This window comes from Gordonia iterans, assembly GCF_002993285.1.
Classification (GTDB): domain Bacteria; phylum Actinomycetota; class Actinomycetes; order Mycobacteriales; family Mycobacteriaceae; genus Gordonia; species Gordonia iterans.
Map to the genome: position 1 here is coordinate 167,177 of NZ_CP027433.1, position 15,999 is coordinate 183,175.

The following is a 15,999-nucleotide window of genomic DNA, read 5'->3' on the forward strand; positions in this document are numbered from 1 at the left end:
CTCAGCGTCCGACCGCGGCCAGGCCGTTGGCGATGAAGGCGGCAGTCGCCTCGGCGGCGCGCTCGGCGCCCGTGGCCCCCGACGACCCGCCCTGCAGCGCACGATGCGTGATGCCCTCGGCGATCACGCCCAGCTTCAGATTCGCCAGCCCCAGATAGAAGCCCCAGTCGCCGAGATCGGTGCCGGCCGCCTCGGCGTAGCTCTGCGCCATGGCATCCGAATCCGGATAGCGGTCACTGGTCCAGGCCGCCTGGAAACCCAGCACCTGGGAGAACACCGGCTCTCGGTATACGCACATCAGCGCGACATCGGTCAGCGGATCTCCCAGGGCCGACATCTCCCAGTCGACGACGGCGGCGATCCGCGCGGGGTCGTCCGCGGCGACGATGGTGTTGTCGACGCGGAAGTCTCCGTGCACGATCGACGATGCCGCCGACGCCGGAACACGTTCGGCCAGAACCGAAGCCAGACGCTCGACGTCGGGCAGTTCCCGTGTCTTCACCAGGCCCCACTGCCGCGTCCACAGCTTCACCTGGCGCGCCGCGAAGCCCTCGGGCCGCCCGAACTCGGCCAGTCCGACCGCTTCGTAGTCGACGGCGTGCAGTGCGGCCAGCGTCGCGACGAGTGAATCGAAGTTGGCGGTCACCTCGTCGTCGGTCCAGTCCGACAGGTCGTCCACCGAACGGATCACCTGCCCGTCGACGAATTCGACGACGGTGCACGGCGCGCCGATGTACTCACCGGAGCGATCGATCGCGACGGGCTTCGGCACCGGTACGGCGGTGCCGGTCAGCGCAGAAGTGACGGCCCACTCGCGTTCCATGTCGTGCGCGGACGGCGTCAGCCCGGCCAGCGGCGGCCGGCGGGCGACCCAGCGGCGCTCGGCGTCGTTCACGACGAAGGTCAAGTTCGACCTGCCGCCGCTGATCAGCTCGATGTTCAGCTCTCCGGATATCGAGATACCGTTGGCGTCCAACAGCTTCCGGAGATCATCCGACTTGAGACCGGGGTGCTCAGACATGGCGGACCCCAGCCTCGCGCTGCTTGCGCGCTCGTCCGACGGCCCGCTTCGCCAGGGCCCAGCGGTGCACCTCGGAGGGACCGTCGTAGATCCGGAAGGCGCGGACCTCGTTGGCGAGCCGGGCCAGCGGCAGGTCCTCGGAGACACCGAGCCCGCCGCACATCTGGATGCAGCGATCGAGGACCCGGGAGAAGGCTTCGGCGCCGAAGGTCTTGGCGATCGACGTCGAGTTCGACGCATGCTCGCCGCGGTCCAGCTCATCGCAGGCCTGCAGCAACAGTGCCCGGGCGGCGGCGAGGTCGATCTCGTTGTCGGCGATCATCTGCTGGATCATGCCGAGGTCGCCGAGCGTTCCGCCGAATCCCTCCCGCACGCTCACATAGTCGAGGGCGATCTCCTGGGCGCGTTCGGCCACTCCCATCCAGCGCATCACGTGAGTCATCCGGGCAGGTCCGAGACGGACCTGGGCGTACCGGTAGCCTTCGTCGACCTCGCCGAGAACGTCCTCGTCGGGAACGAACACGTCGGCGAAGGTCACCTCGCAGTGACCGCCGATCATTCCGCGGTCATAGGTGTGCACGTAGCGGTCCACCGACACGCCGTCGACGTCTCCGGGGGCGAGAAACATCGTCGCTCCGCCGCGGTCGCCGGGCTCGCCTCGGGTGCGCGCCATGATGATCCACATCCCCGCGCCGTCGGCACCGGTGATGAACCGCTTCACACCGTTGATCTTCCATCCTCCGGGGACCCGGACCGCGTTGGTGCGCAAGGCATTCGGGTCCGAGCCTGCACCGGGTGAGGGTTCGGTCATCGCGAAGGCGCTCCGGATGTCGCCCTTGGCGAGCGGTTCGAGGTACCGGTCCTTCTGCGCCGGGCTGGCGACGTGCGCGAGCATGTGGACGTTGCCCTCGTCGGGCGCTCCGATGTGCAGCGCGACCGGACCGAAAGTCGAGTGTCCGGCTGCGGTGAACACCGGCGCCCGGTCTCGCATGTTCAGTCCCAGACCGCCGAACTCGACGGGCGCGTGCGGCGCGAAGATCCCGGCGGCTTTGGCCTGTGCGTTCAGTTCGCGACGCAGGTCGTCGCCGCCGGCCGCCATGATGTCGCCGGCGTGCCGGTTCTCCAGCGGCAGCACGACGTCGTCGACGAAGGCCCTCGTCCGGTGGACGAGCCCGGTCACCTCGGGGCTGCAGGACGGTTCTGTCGGCATGTCTCCTCACTCCCACCGAACGAACGCTCGGTCGTTACCAGGGTCACACGGCGAGACCGGCTCGTCAAGCAGTCGGCTCGACCGGACCGCCGACCACCATGCGCGCCAAGACGAGATTCCTGGCGACCAACTCGTCCGGATCGAGTTCGCCGTCCGGCCGGTACCAGGTCGACACCCCGACGCACATCGTGGCGATGGCGCGGGCCGCGTCCCGCGGGTGCGGGGTGGCGAACTCGCCCGCCTCGACTCCCGCCGCGACGACGTCGTCGATCATCCGCTGTTGCCGGTCCCTCCGTCCGACGTAGACCTCTCGGTAGTCCGGTTCCATGCTGCGGATCTCGGTGGAACCGACGAACGCCTGCTCCCGGCGATACATGTGGAAGCGGAGGAGCGACTCCACCAGTGCGTCGAAGCGGGCCACCGGGTCGTCACCCGCCCCGGCCAGCGCCGCTTCGCTGCGGTGCAGCAGCTCGGACATGGTCAGGTCCGCAAGCCCTTGCAGCAGCGATTGCTTCGACGGGTAATGGTGATAGAGACCGGGCACCGAGAGTCCGGCTCGCGCGGCGATGTTGCGCACCGTTGTTCCGTGGTAGCCGTGCTCGGTAAAGGCCTCCAGCGCCGCGGCGAGGGGCGCCGGCAGCTCCGGCGGACCGTACTCACGCCAGTCGTCCATGTGACGCTTCTCCCTATCGCTCGTTCGCCGCGCCGCCCGGGAGCATCAATCGAACACAGACCTCCACCACGTGGTCCCGGTCGAGGTCGATCATCCCCGCGGTCCAGGATGCGAGGAGCCTGCCCATTCCGCCGACCTGGAAATAGGCCGCAGCAGTGGTCTCCGGACCCGGACGCACACCCATCACCTGCGCAGCCGACTCGCTGGTCAGCCGGACGAAGAGCCGCATCGAATCCTCACGCTTGGTCGCGACCACCGGGCTGCGCAACGTGTCGGTGAACAGGAGCCGGCCCTTGCGACGGTCCGAATCGACGACGTCGACGATCGCCCCTATCGCACCGGCGACCTTTCCGCGGGTGTCCTCGCCGGCCGCGAGCCCGGCGAGCGCGGTCTCGGCGATTTCGGCGATCACGCCGTCGTATGTGGCCCCGACCAAGTCGTCCACTCCCGAGAAGCTCTCGTAGAAATACCGCGGGGTCAGTCCGGCGCGCGCACAGATCCCCCGCACCGTGACGCCCCCGGACTCCGGATCCCCCAGCAGGTCCAGGGCTGCGTCGATCAGCGCGGCGCGGCGTCGTGCCACCCGCGCATCGCCGGGCTCACCCCCGTACGAACGGAGCGTCGGCTCGGTCGCCGGATCCTGCGCAGTCACCCTGCCATCTTGGCACTCGTCCGTAATGCGAAAGACCTTGACACCCCGGCTCCGTCGGCGTTGAATCGAATCAGGCAAGAGGTAACACTCGTTATCAGATGAACGGAGGGCGTGATGACCGCCGAGACCGTCTCACCCGACGATGCACGACGGATCGCGCGCGACGCCGAATCCATGCCGCGGTCCCGCCGGGACGAATTGGACCATGCGCCCACTCTCGACACCGAACCGCTGGGGATCGCGCTCCTCGCCGGTCCCGCCAACGTGATCATGCAGCTGGCCCTGCCCGCAGTCGGCTACGGCGTCTACGAAAGCAAGGTCGACTCAGGGAATCTGTTCCGGCACCCGGTCAAGCGCACCCGCACCACCCTGACCTACCTCGCCGTGGCCGCAATGGGTTCCCCGGAGCTGCGCAAGGCCTACCGCCACGCGGTCAACAAGTCGCACGCGCACGTTCGCTCCACCGAGAACAGCCCGGTGAAGTACAACGCCTTCGATCCCGCCCTGCAACTCTGGGTCGCCGCCTGCCTGTACAAGGGCTGGGAGGACGTCCAGCGCATCTACGGAGACCCGGACGCGGTCACCGAGGAGATCTACCAGCAGGGCTCGGTGATGGGCACCACCCTCCAGATGCCGCGTGAGATGTGGCCCGACACCCGCGCCGATTTCGAAGAGTACTGGCAGCGCACGGTTGCCGAACTGGAGATCGACGACACCATCCGCAGTCACCTGATCAAGATCATGCGGCTGGAGTTCTCGTACACACCGATCCAGCTGATCGGCGGCTGGTGGTCCGAGACCATGACACTCGGCTTTCTACCTCCGGAGTTCCGGGAGAAGATGCGCGTGGAACAGTCACCAGCCCAGCGCCGCTTCTTCGACGTGCACAACGCCGTCGCGCGGATCGCATTGCGGTTCATGCCCAAGCCGGTGAAGGCGTTCCCGTTCAATCTGATGCTCGCCGATCTGGAGTGGCGTCGCCGCACCGGCCGCCCACTGGTGTGAGGATCCCCGTTCCACTCAGGCGGCGGTCGTAGAACAGGCGCGGCGCCTCAGCCCGACAGAGGCAACAGGATGTTCTTGACCTCCGGCGACGTGCGCAGGAACTCCTGCACCGCCGGATCCTGGAACGCGGCGACCAGCTTCTTGATGTTGGGCTCGTCCTTCCACCGCTCGCCGATCGTCAGCTGGCCCGCGAACTCGTCCGGCGGCCGGGTCGCATAGATCTGCTTCTCGACCGGGATGCCGGCCGCGAGGTAATACTCGGTGTAGCCGACGGCCGCGTCCAGATCCGGGAGGGCGCGCGACTGCGCCGCGAAGTCCAGCAGCTTGAACTGCAAGTTCCGGGGAATCTCCACGACATTCGCGGTCGTCGCCTTCCACTTGTCGACGTTCGGGTCGAGCGTGATCAGTCCCGCGCGTTCCAGCACCCACAGGCCCTGCGCCTCGTTGGCCGGATCGGAGTAGAGGGAGACCGTCGCACCGTCGGGAAGTTGGTCGGGAGAGACGTACTTGTCCGACCAGACGCCGAAGCCCCAGCGGAAGACCGGCGTGGCGACGATCTCCTTGAAGTCCGGGTTGGCCGCGAGCACCTGCTGCAGCCACAGTTTGTGCTGGTAGATGGTTCCGGCCACCTCGCCGTCGCTCACGGCCCGGTTCAGGGTCGTCGAGTCGGCCAGGCCGCGGAAGGAGACGGTGATGCCGTGTCTGGGGGCGACCTCCTCGGCGATGAACTCCACCAGGGCCTGTTCGGCTGCGTTCCCCTCGGCGGTGACGACGACCAGGGTCGCACCCTCGACGGCGTTCGGCGATTCGGCGCTGCCGCCCGCGACGCGCCAGACCACGATCGCCCCGACGGTTGCCACGGCCGCGACGATCGTAACGAACACCGGCCATCGTCGGCGCCGGCGGAGCTCGATCTCCTCGCCGGGTCGGTCTGCGGACGCTTCTTCGGGTCCGGTGGTGGTCATGAGACGGGTTCCTTCTGTGAACGTGCGCCGGCGGTCGCCGAGAGCGCGGGGGTGAGACGACGGGCCAGGGCGTCCCCGGCCACTCGAATGAGGGCGACCGTGACGACCAGCGCGATGATCGTCGCGATCATCACCCCGTGGTCGAAACGCTGGTAGCCGTAGGTGACGGCGATGTATCCGAGACCACCCGCGCCGATGGTCCCGGCGATGGTCGAGTACTCGATCATCGCGATCGTGTTGATGGTGAGTCCGCCGACGATGTTCGGCAGAGCCTCGGGGATCTGCGCGGATCGGATGATCTGGAGGGGCGTGCCGCCCGCGGCACGCGCGACGTCGACCACTTCGGCGGGGACCGAGCGCAGGGAGTTCTCCACGATTCTCGTGAAGAACGCGATGCCCGCGATCGACATCGGCACCACCGCGGCGGCGATCCCGATGTTCGTCCCGGTGACGAAACGCGTGAACGGGATGATCGCGGTCATCAGCACCAGGAACGGCAACGACCGCCCGACGCTGACGAGCCAGGACAGCGGAGTGTGCAACGTGCGATTGGCGAACAGGCCGCCCGGCGCGAGGTTGTGGATCAGCGCGCCGAGGGGCACACCGACCACGACGACGATCACCATCACGATGCCGACCATCGTCACCGTGTCGACGAAGGCCGGCAGCAGTAGGTCCGGGATCTCGGCAACGGGAATCGTGGCCGCGAGTGGAGTCGTGACGCTCATGCCGGCACCGCCTCCTGCGCAGCGCGCCCCTCCGGATCCGGAGCGGGTCCGGCGACAGACAATCCGAGATAGGTTGCCGCCCTACGGAATTCATCGATCAGCCCGGAAGGAACTGTCACCTGCGCATGCCCGACCGCTACGCCGTCGACATCGCGGACATCGGCCCCGGCGAGCCCGAGTGGGGTGGCGAGTTGGAGGGACAGGCGGGCCAGCCAGTCATCGGGAATCCGGTGCGACCCATAGATCACCGTCACCAGTTCGCGTCCGGCGACCTCAGGTCGGCCGGCCCGAACCCGACCGGGCTCACCGTCACGGCGCAGGGCGGCGCCAAGCGGCGACCCCGGATCCAGTGCCAGGTCGAGAACAGTCCCCTGTTCCACCAGTCGTCCGGCCTTCAGGAGCCCCACCCGGTCGGCGACCTCTGTCACGGTGTCCATCTCGTGGGTGATCAGGACGACCGCCAGCCCGAGTTCGGTGCGCAGATCCGTCAACAGGCGCAGATACGAGCGGGTGGTGTCCGGGTCCAGACCCGAGGTCGCCTCGTCGGACAGCAGGACCGAAGGCCGCAGGGCCAATGCCCGTGCGATCCCGACGCGCTGACACTGACCTCCGGAGAGTTGGTGGGGATAGTGTCGCGCCTTGTCGGCGAGCCCGACCCGGTCGAGCAGTTCGGTCACCCTGCGTGTGGTGGAAGCCCTCGTGGCACCCAGTAACTCCAGCGGCAGCGCGACGTTCTCCGCGGCGGTGCGCCGGCTGAGCAGATTGGACGACTGGAAGACGGTGCCGATCCGCCGCCGGGCCTGACGCAGCCCCGCCGCATCGAGATGCGACAGGTCCTCACCGTTGACGATGACCTTGCCGGCGGTCGGTTCTTCCAGTAGGTTCAAGCAGCGCGAGAGCGTGCTCTTGCCCGCACCCGACGGTCCTACGACGGCGAAGATCTCCCCGTCGGCGACCTCGAAGCTGATGTCATCGAGCACCGTCAGCGCCGTCGGCCCCGAGCCGAAGACTTTGCGCAGGTTTCGGACTTCGATCACGGGGTGACTCCCGCCAGGACGCTCGCGCGCACCGAGTCATCGATCGTCGACGACGGTCCGCCCACCCGGAACCCGGCACCGCGGTGGGCCCCTGGGAGCCGATCACCGTTTCCGAAGAGCTTGTGCCGCAGCGTCCCCGGGCGGTACTCACTCGGGTAGGCGCCGCGCCGCACGAGGCTGGGGAGCACGTGATCGACGATGTCCTCGAACGACCCCGGGGTCACCGCGTAGGCGATGTTGAAGCCGTCCACGTCGGTCTCGTCGACCCAGTCGGCGAAGGTCTGGGCGATCTCGTCACCGGACCCGATGAAGACCGGCCCCATCCCGCCGATTCCGCCCCACTCAGCGAGATCCCCTACGCTCCAGGGCTTCCCGCTCTCGCTCGCTTGCGCGAACGCACTCACGGCAGATCGGATGGCGTTCGATTCGACGTCGCCGATCGGCGCGGCCAGGTCGTAGTGGGAAAGGTCGATCCCCATCCAGCCGCTCATGAACACCAGCGCTCCCTCGTCGGAGGCGTAGCGCTGGTACTCGGCCGCTTTCTCCCGCGCGGCCTCCGGAGTGCTGGCAGTGATGACGGTGACAAGGGTGTAGATCTTCGCGTCGTAGGGGCCGCGGCCCGCCGCGACCAGTTCCTCGCGGATCTTGCCGACCAGCTCTCGGAGGATGGTCTTGGTGGGCGCCGCGACGAAGACGGCCTCGGCGTTCTGGGCGGCGAAGCGCCGTCCGCGCGGCGACGCCCCGGCCTGGTAGATCACCGGAGTGCGCTGAGGCGACGGCTCCGACAGATGGATCCCGGGCACCCGGAAGTGCTCGCCGTGGTGGCCGATGTGGTGCACCTTGGCGGGATCGGCGAAGATCCCGGCGGCCCGGTCACGCAGGACGGCGTCGTCCTCCCAGGAGCCTTCCCACAGCTTGTACAGCACGGTCAGGTATTCGTCGGCATGGTCGTAACGCTGGTCGTGGTCCAGCAGACCGTCGTCGCCCAGATTGCGGGCCGCGGACGGCAGGTACCCGGTGACCACGTTCCAGCCGATCCGCCCGCGGGTGAGGTGATCCAGGGTGGAGAGCCGCCTGGCGAAGGGATACGGGTGCTCGAAGCCGGTACCCGTCGTAATACCGAATCCGAGATGCTCGGTCGCGTGCGCCATCGCTGACACCAGCAGCAGCGGGTCGTTCACCGGGATCTGAGCGCCCTGCCGGATCGCCGCTTCGTCGGTGCCGGCGTAGACGTCGTAGGTGCCCAGGACGTCGGCGATGAACAGTCCGTCGAAGCGGCCCCGCTCGAGCACCTGAGCCAGATGCACCCAGTAGTCGAGGGTGTTGTAGTCCCACGAGCGGTCGTCGGGATGGCGCCACAGTCCGGGCGACTGATGGGCGACGCAGTTCATGTCGAATGCGTTGAGATGGATCTGTCGGGTCATGGCGACCATCGTGGGGCCGCCGATGAGCTACGAGAACCGTTGCACGCGTGATGGGTCGAACGTCGGCCCGGGCGGACTCCCTGCCCGACGAGCGATGTCCTGCATTGCCGAGGCGTCAGGCGAACGCTGCGATTCCTGATCGCCGGCGACTCAAGGAAGGTGTTTCAGCGCGGACCGGTCCAGATCGGCGACGCTCGTGTGCCCGGACAAGCCGAGGGTCAGGTCGAGTTCGGCGAGGATGTTCGCGACCGCGTCGCGGGCGCCGTCGGCCCCGTTCAGGGCCAGACCGTACATGTGCGGACGCCCGATACACACCGCGTCGGCGCCCAGCGCGAGCGCCTTGAACACGTCCGAGCCGGTGTAGAAGCCGGAGTCGACGAGGATCTTCACATCCTCTTCGCCCACGGCATCGACGACGTCCACCAGTGCGTCCGTCGAACTGATCTCACCGTCGATCTGCCGGCCACCGTGGTTGGAGACGATGATCCCGTCGATGCCGAGCTCGACCGCCGTCCGAGCGTCGTCGGGGTGCAGGATCCCCTTGAGCACGATCGGGAGGGTGGTCTTCTCGCGCAGGGACGCGATGTCGTCCCAGTCGAGCGACGGCCGCGAATAGATGTCCAGAAACGTCTGCACCGCCGCCGGCCCCTTGGTCACTCGCTCCTTGAGCCCCGACGACCGCCCCCTGAGCCCCGTCGACCGCCCCTTGCGCCCCGTCGACCGCCCCTTGAGCCCCGTCGAAAGGGTCCCAGACAGCTCCGGCATGTTACGCACGATCGACAGCAGCGTCTTGATCGCGCCGAGCGAGACCTCCTGCTTCGCGGTCTCACCGGTCGACGCGGCGTCTCGCATGCGCTCGGCGACGATCTCCCAGAACGACGGGTCCGAGGTGTACTGGTCGATGCCCTCGGCCCGGGCGAAGGGCAGCGAGCCGAGATTCAGATCCTGCGGCCGCCAGCCGAGCATGGTGGTGTCCAGAGTGACGGTCAGCGCCGCCGCACCCATCGTCTCCGCGCGTCGGATCAGACTGTCCACCAACCGGTCATCGGTCGACCAGTACAGCTGGAACCAACGGGGAGCACCCGGTTTCACGGCCTCCATCGCGTCGGCGACCCCCTCCATCGGCGCGCAGCCCTGATTGGAGAAGATGTAGGGCACACCGAGTTCCGCGGCAGCCCTTCCGATATGCACGTCGGCATCCGGGTAGGCCAGTGCGCCCGCACCGACTGGCGCGAAAAGCACTGGAGCAGAAAGTGTCTGGCCGAACAGCTCGGTCTGCAGGCTTCGTTCGCTCACGTCTCTGAGGACGCGCGGGACGATGGCCCAGGAGTCCAGCGCCCGCCGGTTGGCCGTCATCGTCCGGCCTTCACCGGCGCCGCCCGCGATGTAGGCCCAAGCGCGGCGCGACATCTTGGCGCGTGCCCGCCGCTCCAACTCTGCGAAATCGGCGGGCACCGTGGGCGTGCGCCCGTGGACGCCGGCGGTGTAGACGTCGTTCTGCCGGGAACGCCCGAAGTTCACTGAAACCATGGAGCGACTCAGTCCCCGCCACCGGGAGCCGCACCGTCGCGGTCGCGCTGAAGGTAGAAGTAGAAGTGACGGTCGCGGACCAGCGAGGTCTTGCCGTTCATGATCCCCATGAGGGTGGTCTCGTCGACTCGCTTGAAGTGATCGATCACCGGCTGCCCGTCATAGACCATCGACGCGGTCACTTCCCCGCGGAACTCCACCGGCCAGAGACTTGCCTCTCCTTTGCCGATCTCCTTGTTGGAGTACAGATTCCCGTCGTCGTCCCGGCAGACCATCGGCGCCACACGGTACCGCGAGTCGAACCACTTCCCGTGCCAGCGCACGAGCGCGAGTTGACCGTCCATCGGGTGCCCGGACGGCAGCTCGCCCCCACGCCAGTGGCCGAGGATCTCGTCGATCGTCACCGTCGGCAGCGCCGCCCAGATCTCGTCGAGGTGTTCCGGAGCACTGATCTCTTGCGAGGAGACGCGCTCGAAGAATCCGGCGATCGCCTGTTCTCGGGTGAGGATCATTGGGCGGTCTCGCTCTCTTCAGCGGCTTCCGGAGTGTCGGTCGGCTCCGGTGCGACGACGGCGACCGCCGGCTCGGTCCGCGAGAACACCATCGCTTCGGTCACGTCGTAACGGCGGGCGTCGATCGCGTCCAGCAGCGCATTGTGGCGAACCTGCCACGGCGCCTCTTCACCCGCCTTCGGCAGTCGTCCGCCGGCACGCTGCACGTATCCCGAGCTGAGGTCGAAGAAGGCGTGCGCCTTCGGTTTTGCCCCGTCGAGAGTCGGGTAGGCGCGCGTGTAGCCGTTCGCGCGCATGTGAGCCAGCAACTCGGCCACCGCTTGACTGGTGAGGTCGACACGCAACGTCCACGAGGCGTTGGTGTACCCGACCGACCACGCGAAGTTCGGAACATCGTCGAGCATGTACGCCCGGTAGCCGTACTTCTCACCCGGGTCGACGCGCTCTCCGTCGACGGACAGGTCGATGCCCCCGAACGCGACCAAGTCCAATCCCGTTGCGGTGACGACGATGTCGGCCGCTAGCTCACGCCCCGACGAGACCCGGATACCGGTCGGTGTGAAGCTCTCGATGGTGTCGGTGACCACCTCTGCACTGCCGTCGGCGACCACTTTGTAGAAGTCGCCCTCCGGGATCACGCACAACCGCTGATCCCAGGGCTCGTAGGCGGGTTTGAAATGCGTGTCGACGTCGTATCCGTCCGGCAAGTAGTGGAGCGCCAAGCGCCGGATCAGCTTGCGTGAAGCCTTCGGGAATCGGCGGCAGAACGAGTACAGGCCCAGCGTGACGAAGGCGTTCCGGTAGCGCGTGATGTCGTGCGCCGCTTGCCAGGGCAGCACGCGCTGGACCAGTTTGGTCATCGGGTCGCTCCACGGATACGGGAACATGTAAGTGGGCGACCGCTGCAGCATGACGACGTGTCCGGCGTCGGCAGCCATCGCCGGAATCAGCGTCACCGCCGTCGCACCGCTGCCGATCACCACCACGTTCTTGCCTGCGTAGTCGAGGTCGTCGGGCCAGAACTGCGGGTGCACGATCTGTCCGGTGAACTGGTCCTCACCCTCGAACTCGGGTCGATAGCCGGCGTCGTATCGGTAGTAGCCGGTGCAGAGGTAGAGAAAACGCGTTGTGACGGTGCGGGTTCCGCTATCGCTCAGCAGATCGACAGTCCAGAGGTCGGCGGACCGGTCGAAGTCGGCCGATACCACCTGGGTGGAGAAGCGGATGTGCGGATAGATGCCGAAGTCACGCGCAGATTGCTCGATGTACTCGCAGATCTCCGCACCCTCGGCCATCGTCCGCTCCCCGCGCCACGGGTTCCACGGATAACTGAGGGTGAAGATGTCGGAATCGCTGCGCACACCGGGGTAGCGGAACAGGTCCCACGTGCCGCCGATCCGCTCACGTTGTTCGACGATGAGGTAGGTGAGCTCTGGATTCCGTTCGCGGACACGGTAAGCCGCGTCGATCCCGGACAGTCCAGCTCCCACGATCAGGACGTCGTAATAGTCGGCGTCGTCGAACGTCATCGATTCTCGCCACCTCTCTCGTTCTGCGATGACGTCCGGATCTTCCCGGACGCCCCTGCGGTCAAGCCGATTTGGCCGTCCCACCGGACGGCTTCTTCTTCGCCCCGGTCTTCCGCCGAGTCGAGGTCTTCGGCTTCTCGGCGGCTTCTTCCGACTCCGCCGCTTCGTCGGACTCCTTCTCGCCGGAGTCGGCGCCGGCACGGCCCTTCACCGATGCGCGCAGCGCGGCAAGCAGATCGGCCACCTCGTCGTCGCTCCCGGCCGGAGCCGCCTCCTCCTCTGGAAACGCTTGCTCGCCACCAGCTTTCGCTTCGATCAACTTGCCCAGTTCGATGGTGTAGGTGTCCTCGAACTGAGTGGGATCAAAGTCGGTCGCCATGGATTCGATCAACGACGAAGCCATCTCGAGTTCCTGAGGCCGGATCTCGACGTCTTGATCGAGGAACGCGAAGTCGGGTTTACGGACCTCGTCGGGCCACAGCAGCGTCTGCAACGTCATCACGCCGTCGATCACCCGGAGTGCCGCCAGCCGGGTCCGGGTGCGCAGGGTGAACATCGCGATCGCGAGGCGATCGGTGGTCTCCAGCGCCTGCGCGAGCAGGGTGTACGCCTTCGGCGACTTCGACGCCGGTTCCAAGTAGTAGGGCTTGTCGAAATAGATCGGATCCACTTGATCGACGGGCACGAACTCGAGAATCGAGATCTCCGGACTCCGGTTCACCGGCAGCGACGCGAGGTCGTCTTTGGTCAGGATTACCGGTTTGCCCTCGTCACTCTCGTACGCGTTCGCGATCTGGCTGTAGTCGACCTCGACGTCGGTGCCCTCCCGGACGCGCCGATACCGGACGCGGGTTCCGTCCTTCGCGTCGACCTGGTGCGACGATCGGTCGTGGCTCTCCGTCGCGGAATAGACTTTGACCGGTACGTTCACCAGGCCAAAGCTCAGATCACCCTTCCAGATCGAGCGCATGGGCCCATTGTGCCAAAGAACACATCCGATTGCGGAGCGCACCGGCCCGCGATGAAGCAGACGCCCCGGCGGCGGAGTGCGCACCCGTCGACGATTGAGCGAGCGCAGCCCTTCGGCGGAGCTCAGGGCGGGTACCACGAGTCGTTCACGAACCACGAGACGCAACCACCATCGTTCTCGCCGGTTCGCGTCGTCGGCGTGTGGTCGAGAACGATTTTGTCGCACCCCCGTCGTAGAGTGACGTCAGACACACCAGATGAACGGCACCAGCGGTTCTACCAGCGGGAACAGCACTTCGGGGAGGTGAACATCGTGACCGTCAACGGCATCTCGTACAACGACGCCGCTGCCGAGGGTCCGCGCGATGGCTCGGTGACTGCTCCGGCCGGTGCCGGCCCTGCCGACGCGGACGTGTTCGATCCTGCGGTGTTGCTCGCTGATCTCTCACCAGCGCAACTGTTGGCGGTGCAGACCACGGCCGAACAGCGCTTGAGCACCGAAGCGGCCGCCTCGGTGGCCGCCGAGTCCGACGACGCCCTGCTGGGTCTGCTCGATGTGCGTGAACAGACCCACCGCCGGGCCGAAGTGTTCGATGCCGCCCTGTACGTCGAAATCTCGACAAGCTCGATCCACCGAATCTCTGACCGTGGCGTGTACCGGCGTGCCGGGCACATCTCGACCCACCAGCTCTACGCCCGCGGCGCTCGTCTCGGTGAGGGTGAGGCCCGCCGCCGCCGGGTCACCGCCGAAGGCATCGGCGCCATGGGCACGTTGACCGGTGAACGCCTCGAACCCCGACTGGCGGCGACCGCGGCCGCCGTCGCGGACGGAGACGCCGGCGGCGCCCACGTCGCCGCCGTTACCGAGATCATGGAGAAGCTGCCGTCGGCGGTCACCCACGATCAGCGCGTCAAAGCCGAAGCCATGCTCGCTGATGCGGCGCGCCGTCTGGACCCGGCCGCGGTCACCGTGGTCGGCAACCGGATCCTGGCCTGGCTCGACCCCGACGGGACTCTGGCCGACGACCACGACCGGGCCCGTCGCCGCACCTTCAACCTGCAGCCGCAGAACCGGCAACTGATGAGCAAAGTCCGGGCGCTGCTCACCCCCGTGCTGCGCGCGAAGCTGGAGGTGGTCCTGCATCAGTGGGCCACCACCGGGATGAACAATCCCGGCGACCCGGATTCCCCGCGTGGTGCGGCCGATCAACCTGGCCTCGACCCGGCGGTCTTGGCGGCCGCGGCCGAGCGGGACACCCGCACGCTCGGACAGCGTCAGCACGACGCCCTCGAAGCATTGTGCGACTGGGCCCTCGCGCTGGCCGGGCAACCCGCACCCACCCGGATCCCCTCACAAGTCGTGGTCACCGTCACTGACGAGGATCTGGCCCGGCAGGCTGGGATCGGCTGGACGGCGACCGGCACCCGCATCCCGGTGTCTGATCTGGTGCAGTTCGCCGCCGACACCATCCCGTATCTGGCGGTGTTCTCCAAGGCCACCGGACAAGTGCTGTATTTGGGGCGCGCCAGCCGGTTCGCGACGGCGGCACAACGGTTGGCGCTGTTCGCCCGCGACCGGGGTTGCACCGCACCGGCCTGCACCGTCCCGTTCATCCGCACCCAAGCCCACCACCCTTCGACCGCGTGTCGCCGCAAGCTCCGCCACGCATGCTCAGGCCCACGCATGCCCGACTGGACCGACTACGGCCAGACCGACCCTTCGACTCCGCTCAGGACAGGTATCGACCGCTTAGGTGGGGCGTGCGGACGGCACAACCGCATGAACGGCACAACCCCGGGGCACTGGGAATCGACCGTCCTCACCTTCGGTCCCGACGCCGGACGCGTCGGCTGGCGGCCCGTCGGACGGGACACTCCGTGGCAGAGCAACATCATGTTCCACCCCGAACGGCTCGCACCCGACCCCGCCCGTGTCCCAGCAGCAGGTGAACCGCCCGCGGACACCGGACCGCCCGACACGACCGGCTCCCGCGAGGACACCGACGGACCGCGCGGCAACACACGAATGCTCGACGTCAGCGCATTGCGTGAAGTGATCGCTGCACCGGACGCGACCGGGCCACCGGGCGAACACCGGACTGCCCGTCCATTCCGGATCGTGCACGGACACTGGGTCGCCTGACACAGGCCCATCCAGTCAGTCCACCGTGCCTGCCCGTCGTCAGAATGGCGGTGAGACGGCCCTACCTCCACAACCAGAAGTCGACCGACTTGCTGCCGCCGACGAAACCGTAGCCGAGGTAGACCCCGTTCGGCAGTCGACGCAGTTCGTCGTGCGCGAAGGGCATACCGCTGCGCCGATAATCGATCCGGATCACGCGCCTGCCGTCGATCACCGACCGCGCGTAGAACACGTCGGCGGGCAGAATCTCGCCGCCGAACGCACGGTTGGTGAGCCAGCCTCGATGGAGAGTCTTGCCCGCCCAGATCGCGGACGCGGCCGACGAGGCGGCATCATTGGGCGGCCCGACCGGCCGCGTCTGCCCCCTCATCACCCCGAGCGGGATGGGGCCGGCCTCGGCGGTGCGGAACAGTCTGTCGAACTGCGCCTGACTGCACGAGTCGCGCAGCGCCATCGCCGTGGCTCCCGGTGCGAGGCGGGTGTTGACGTTGGCGGGACACGCCGGCGCCGCCGCGACCGGCGCCGCACCCACCACCGTTCCCGCGCCGAGTGTGACGGCGGCGAGTGCACTCGCCAGCCACGACCTCTTGATGGTTGCCAT

The 15,999-nt window shown here is 67.5% G+C and carries 15 protein-coding genes; 2 read left to right on the forward strand and 13 right to left on the reverse strand.

Annotation, left to right across the window (positions count from 1 at the left end):
• Position 1 precedes the first annotated feature (1 nt).
• The 4 genes from C6V83_RS00775 to C6V83_RS00790 form a co-directional block, all read right to left on the reverse strand.
• Entirely contained in the window at positions 2 to 1,021 is a 1,020-nt protein-coding gene (locus tag C6V83_RS00775) for a phosphotransferase family protein (protein ID WP_105940785.1), read from the reverse strand.
• Entirely contained in the window at positions 1,014 to 2,231 is a 1,218-nt protein-coding gene (locus C6V83_RS00780) for an acyl-CoA dehydrogenase family protein (protein ID WP_105940786.1), read from the reverse strand. The genes C6V83_RS00775 and C6V83_RS00780 overlap by 8 nt, the downstream gene beginning before the upstream one ends.
• A 64-nt stretch (positions 2,232 to 2,295) precedes the next feature.
• Positions 2,296 to 2,904, reverse strand: a complete 609-nt coding sequence (locus tag C6V83_RS00785; protein WP_105940787.1) for a TetR/AcrR family transcriptional regulator — start codon at positions 2,902 to 2,904, stop codon at positions 2,296 to 2,298.
• A 13-nt stretch (positions 2,905 to 2,917) separates the two neighbouring features.
• Positions 2,918 to 3,556: a TetR/AcrR family transcriptional regulator gene (locus C6V83_RS00790; protein WP_199832558.1), complete on the reverse strand. Its 639-nt coding sequence runs from the start codon at positions 3,554 to 3,556 to the stop codon at positions 2,918 to 2,920.
• A gap of 114 nt (positions 3,557 to 3,670) precedes the next feature.
• Between C6V83_RS00790 and C6V83_RS00795 the strand changes: the two genes are divergently transcribed.
• The gene (locus C6V83_RS00795; RefSeq protein WP_105940788.1) at positions 3,671 to 4,561 is read left to right on the forward strand and encodes an oxygenase MpaB family protein; all 891 of its coding nucleotides are present in this window, start codon (positions 3,671 to 3,673) and stop codon (positions 4,559 to 4,561) included.
• Between the two features lie 47 nt (positions 4,562 to 4,608).
• On the opposite strand, the gene C6V83_RS00800 is transcribed toward C6V83_RS00795, so the two are convergent.
• The 8 genes from C6V83_RS00800 to ku form a co-directional block, all read right to left on the reverse strand.
• Positions 4,609 to 5,526, reverse strand: coding sequence for a MetQ/NlpA family ABC transporter substrate-binding protein (locus C6V83_RS00800; protein WP_105940789.1), 918 nt, complete (start codon positions 5,524 to 5,526; stop codon positions 4,609 to 4,611).
• On the reverse strand, positions 5,523 to 6,254 hold the full coding sequence (locus C6V83_RS00805; RefSeq protein WP_105940790.1) for a methionine ABC transporter permease: 732 nt from the start codon (positions 6,252 to 6,254) through the stop codon (positions 5,523 to 5,525). The genes C6V83_RS00800 and C6V83_RS00805 overlap by 4 nt, the downstream gene beginning before the upstream one ends.
• On the reverse strand, positions 6,251 to 7,291 hold the full coding sequence (locus C6V83_RS00810) for a methionine ABC transporter ATP-binding protein (protein WP_105940791.1): 1,041 nt from the start codon (positions 7,289 to 7,291) through the stop codon (positions 6,251 to 6,253). The genes C6V83_RS00805 and C6V83_RS00810 overlap by 4 nt, the downstream gene beginning before the upstream one ends.
• Entirely contained in the window at positions 7,288 to 8,715 is a 1,428-nt protein-coding gene (locus tag C6V83_RS00815; protein WP_105943624.1) for an LLM class flavin-dependent oxidoreductase, read from the reverse strand. The genes C6V83_RS00810 and C6V83_RS00815 overlap by 4 nt, the downstream gene beginning before the upstream one ends.
• A 150-nt stretch (positions 8,716 to 8,865) precedes the next feature.
• Positions 8,866 to 10,245, reverse strand: a complete 1,380-nt coding sequence (locus tag C6V83_RS00820) for an alpha-hydroxy-acid oxidizing protein (RefSeq protein ID WP_105940792.1) — start codon at positions 10,243 to 10,245, stop codon at positions 8,866 to 8,868.
• An 8-nt stretch (positions 10,246 to 10,253) separates the two neighbouring features.
• Positions 10,254 to 10,757 (reverse strand): DUF4334 domain-containing protein, encoded by a 504-nt coding sequence (locus tag C6V83_RS00825; protein ID WP_105940793.1) that lies wholly within the window; start codon positions 10,755 to 10,757, stop codon positions 10,254 to 10,256.
• Positions 10,754 to 12,286, reverse strand: coding sequence for a flavin-containing monooxygenase (locus tag C6V83_RS00830; protein ID WP_105940794.1), 1,533 nt, complete (start codon positions 12,284 to 12,286; stop codon positions 10,754 to 10,756). Before C6V83_RS00830 ends, C6V83_RS00825 begins: the two co-directional genes overlap by 4 nt.
• A gap of 61 nt (positions 12,287 to 12,347) precedes the next feature.
• Positions 12,348 to 13,256 (reverse strand): non-homologous end joining protein Ku, encoded by a 909-nt coding sequence (gene ku, locus C6V83_RS00835; RefSeq protein ID WP_105940795.1) that lies wholly within the window; start codon positions 13,254 to 13,256, stop codon positions 12,348 to 12,350.
• 237 nt (positions 13,257 to 13,493) lie between these two features.
• Here ku and C6V83_RS00840 point away from each other — a divergent pair, with 237 nt between their 5' ends.
• On the forward strand, positions 13,494 to 15,398 hold the full coding sequence (locus C6V83_RS00840) for a DUF222 domain-containing protein (RefSeq protein ID WP_159067412.1): 1,905 nt from the start codon (positions 13,494 to 13,496) through the stop codon (positions 15,396 to 15,398).
• A gap of 61 nt (positions 15,399 to 15,459) precedes the next feature.
• Here C6V83_RS00840 and C6V83_RS00845 read toward each other — a convergent pair whose 3' ends face one another.
• Entirely contained in the window at positions 15,460 to 15,999 is a 540-nt protein-coding gene (locus C6V83_RS00845) for a hypothetical protein (protein ID WP_105940797.1), read from the reverse strand.

What these genes read in the sequence shown, in the direction of transcription:
- C6V83_RS00785 (WP_105940787.1), bottom strand. Translation starts at nt 2,904, where the DNA reads ATGGACGACTGGCGTGAGTACGGTCCGCCGGAGCTGCCGGCGCCCCTC.
- C6V83_RS00830 (WP_105940794.1), bottom strand. Translation starts at nt 12,286, where the DNA reads ATGACGTTCGACGACGCCGACTATTACGACGTCCTGATCGTGGGAGCT.
- C6V83_RS00845 (WP_105940797.1), bottom strand. Translation starts at nt 15,999, where the DNA reads ATGGCAACCATCAAGAGGTCGTGGCTGGCGAGTGCACTCGCCGCCGTC.
- C6V83_RS00825 (WP_105940793.1), bottom strand. Translation starts at nt 10,757, where the DNA reads ATGATCCTCACCCGAGAACAGGCGATCGCCGGATTCTTCGAGCGCGTC.
- C6V83_RS00780 (WP_105940786.1), bottom strand. Translation starts at nt 2,231, where the DNA reads ATGCCGACAGAACCGTCCTGCAGCCCCGAGGTGACCGGGCTCGTCCAC.
- ku (WP_105940795.1), bottom strand. Translation starts at nt 13,256, where the DNA reads ATGCGCTCGATCTGGAAGGGTGATCTGAGCTTTGGCCTGGTGAACGTA.
- C6V83_RS00800 (WP_105940789.1), bottom strand. Translation starts at nt 5,526, where the DNA reads ATGACCACCACCGGACCCGAAGAAGCGTCCGCAGACCGACCCGGCGAG.
- C6V83_RS00775 (WP_105940785.1), bottom strand. Translation starts at nt 1,021, where the DNA reads ATGTCTGAGCACCCCGGTCTCAAGTCGGATGATCTCCGGAAGCTGTTG.
- C6V83_RS00805 (WP_105940790.1), bottom strand. Translation starts at nt 6,254, where the DNA reads ATGAGCGTCACGACTCCACTCGCGGCCACGATTCCCGTTGCCGAGATC.
- C6V83_RS00820 (WP_105940792.1), bottom strand. Translation starts at nt 10,245, where the DNA reads ATGGTTTCAGTGAACTTCGGGCGTTCCCGGCAGAACGACGTCTACACC.
- C6V83_RS00815 (WP_105943624.1), bottom strand. Translation starts at nt 8,715, where the DNA reads ATGACCCGACAGATCCATCTCAACGCATTCGACATGAACTGCGTCGCC.
- C6V83_RS00795 (WP_105940788.1), top strand. Translation starts at nt 3,671, where the DNA reads ATGACCGCCGAGACCGTCTCACCCGACGATGCACGACGGATCGCGCGC.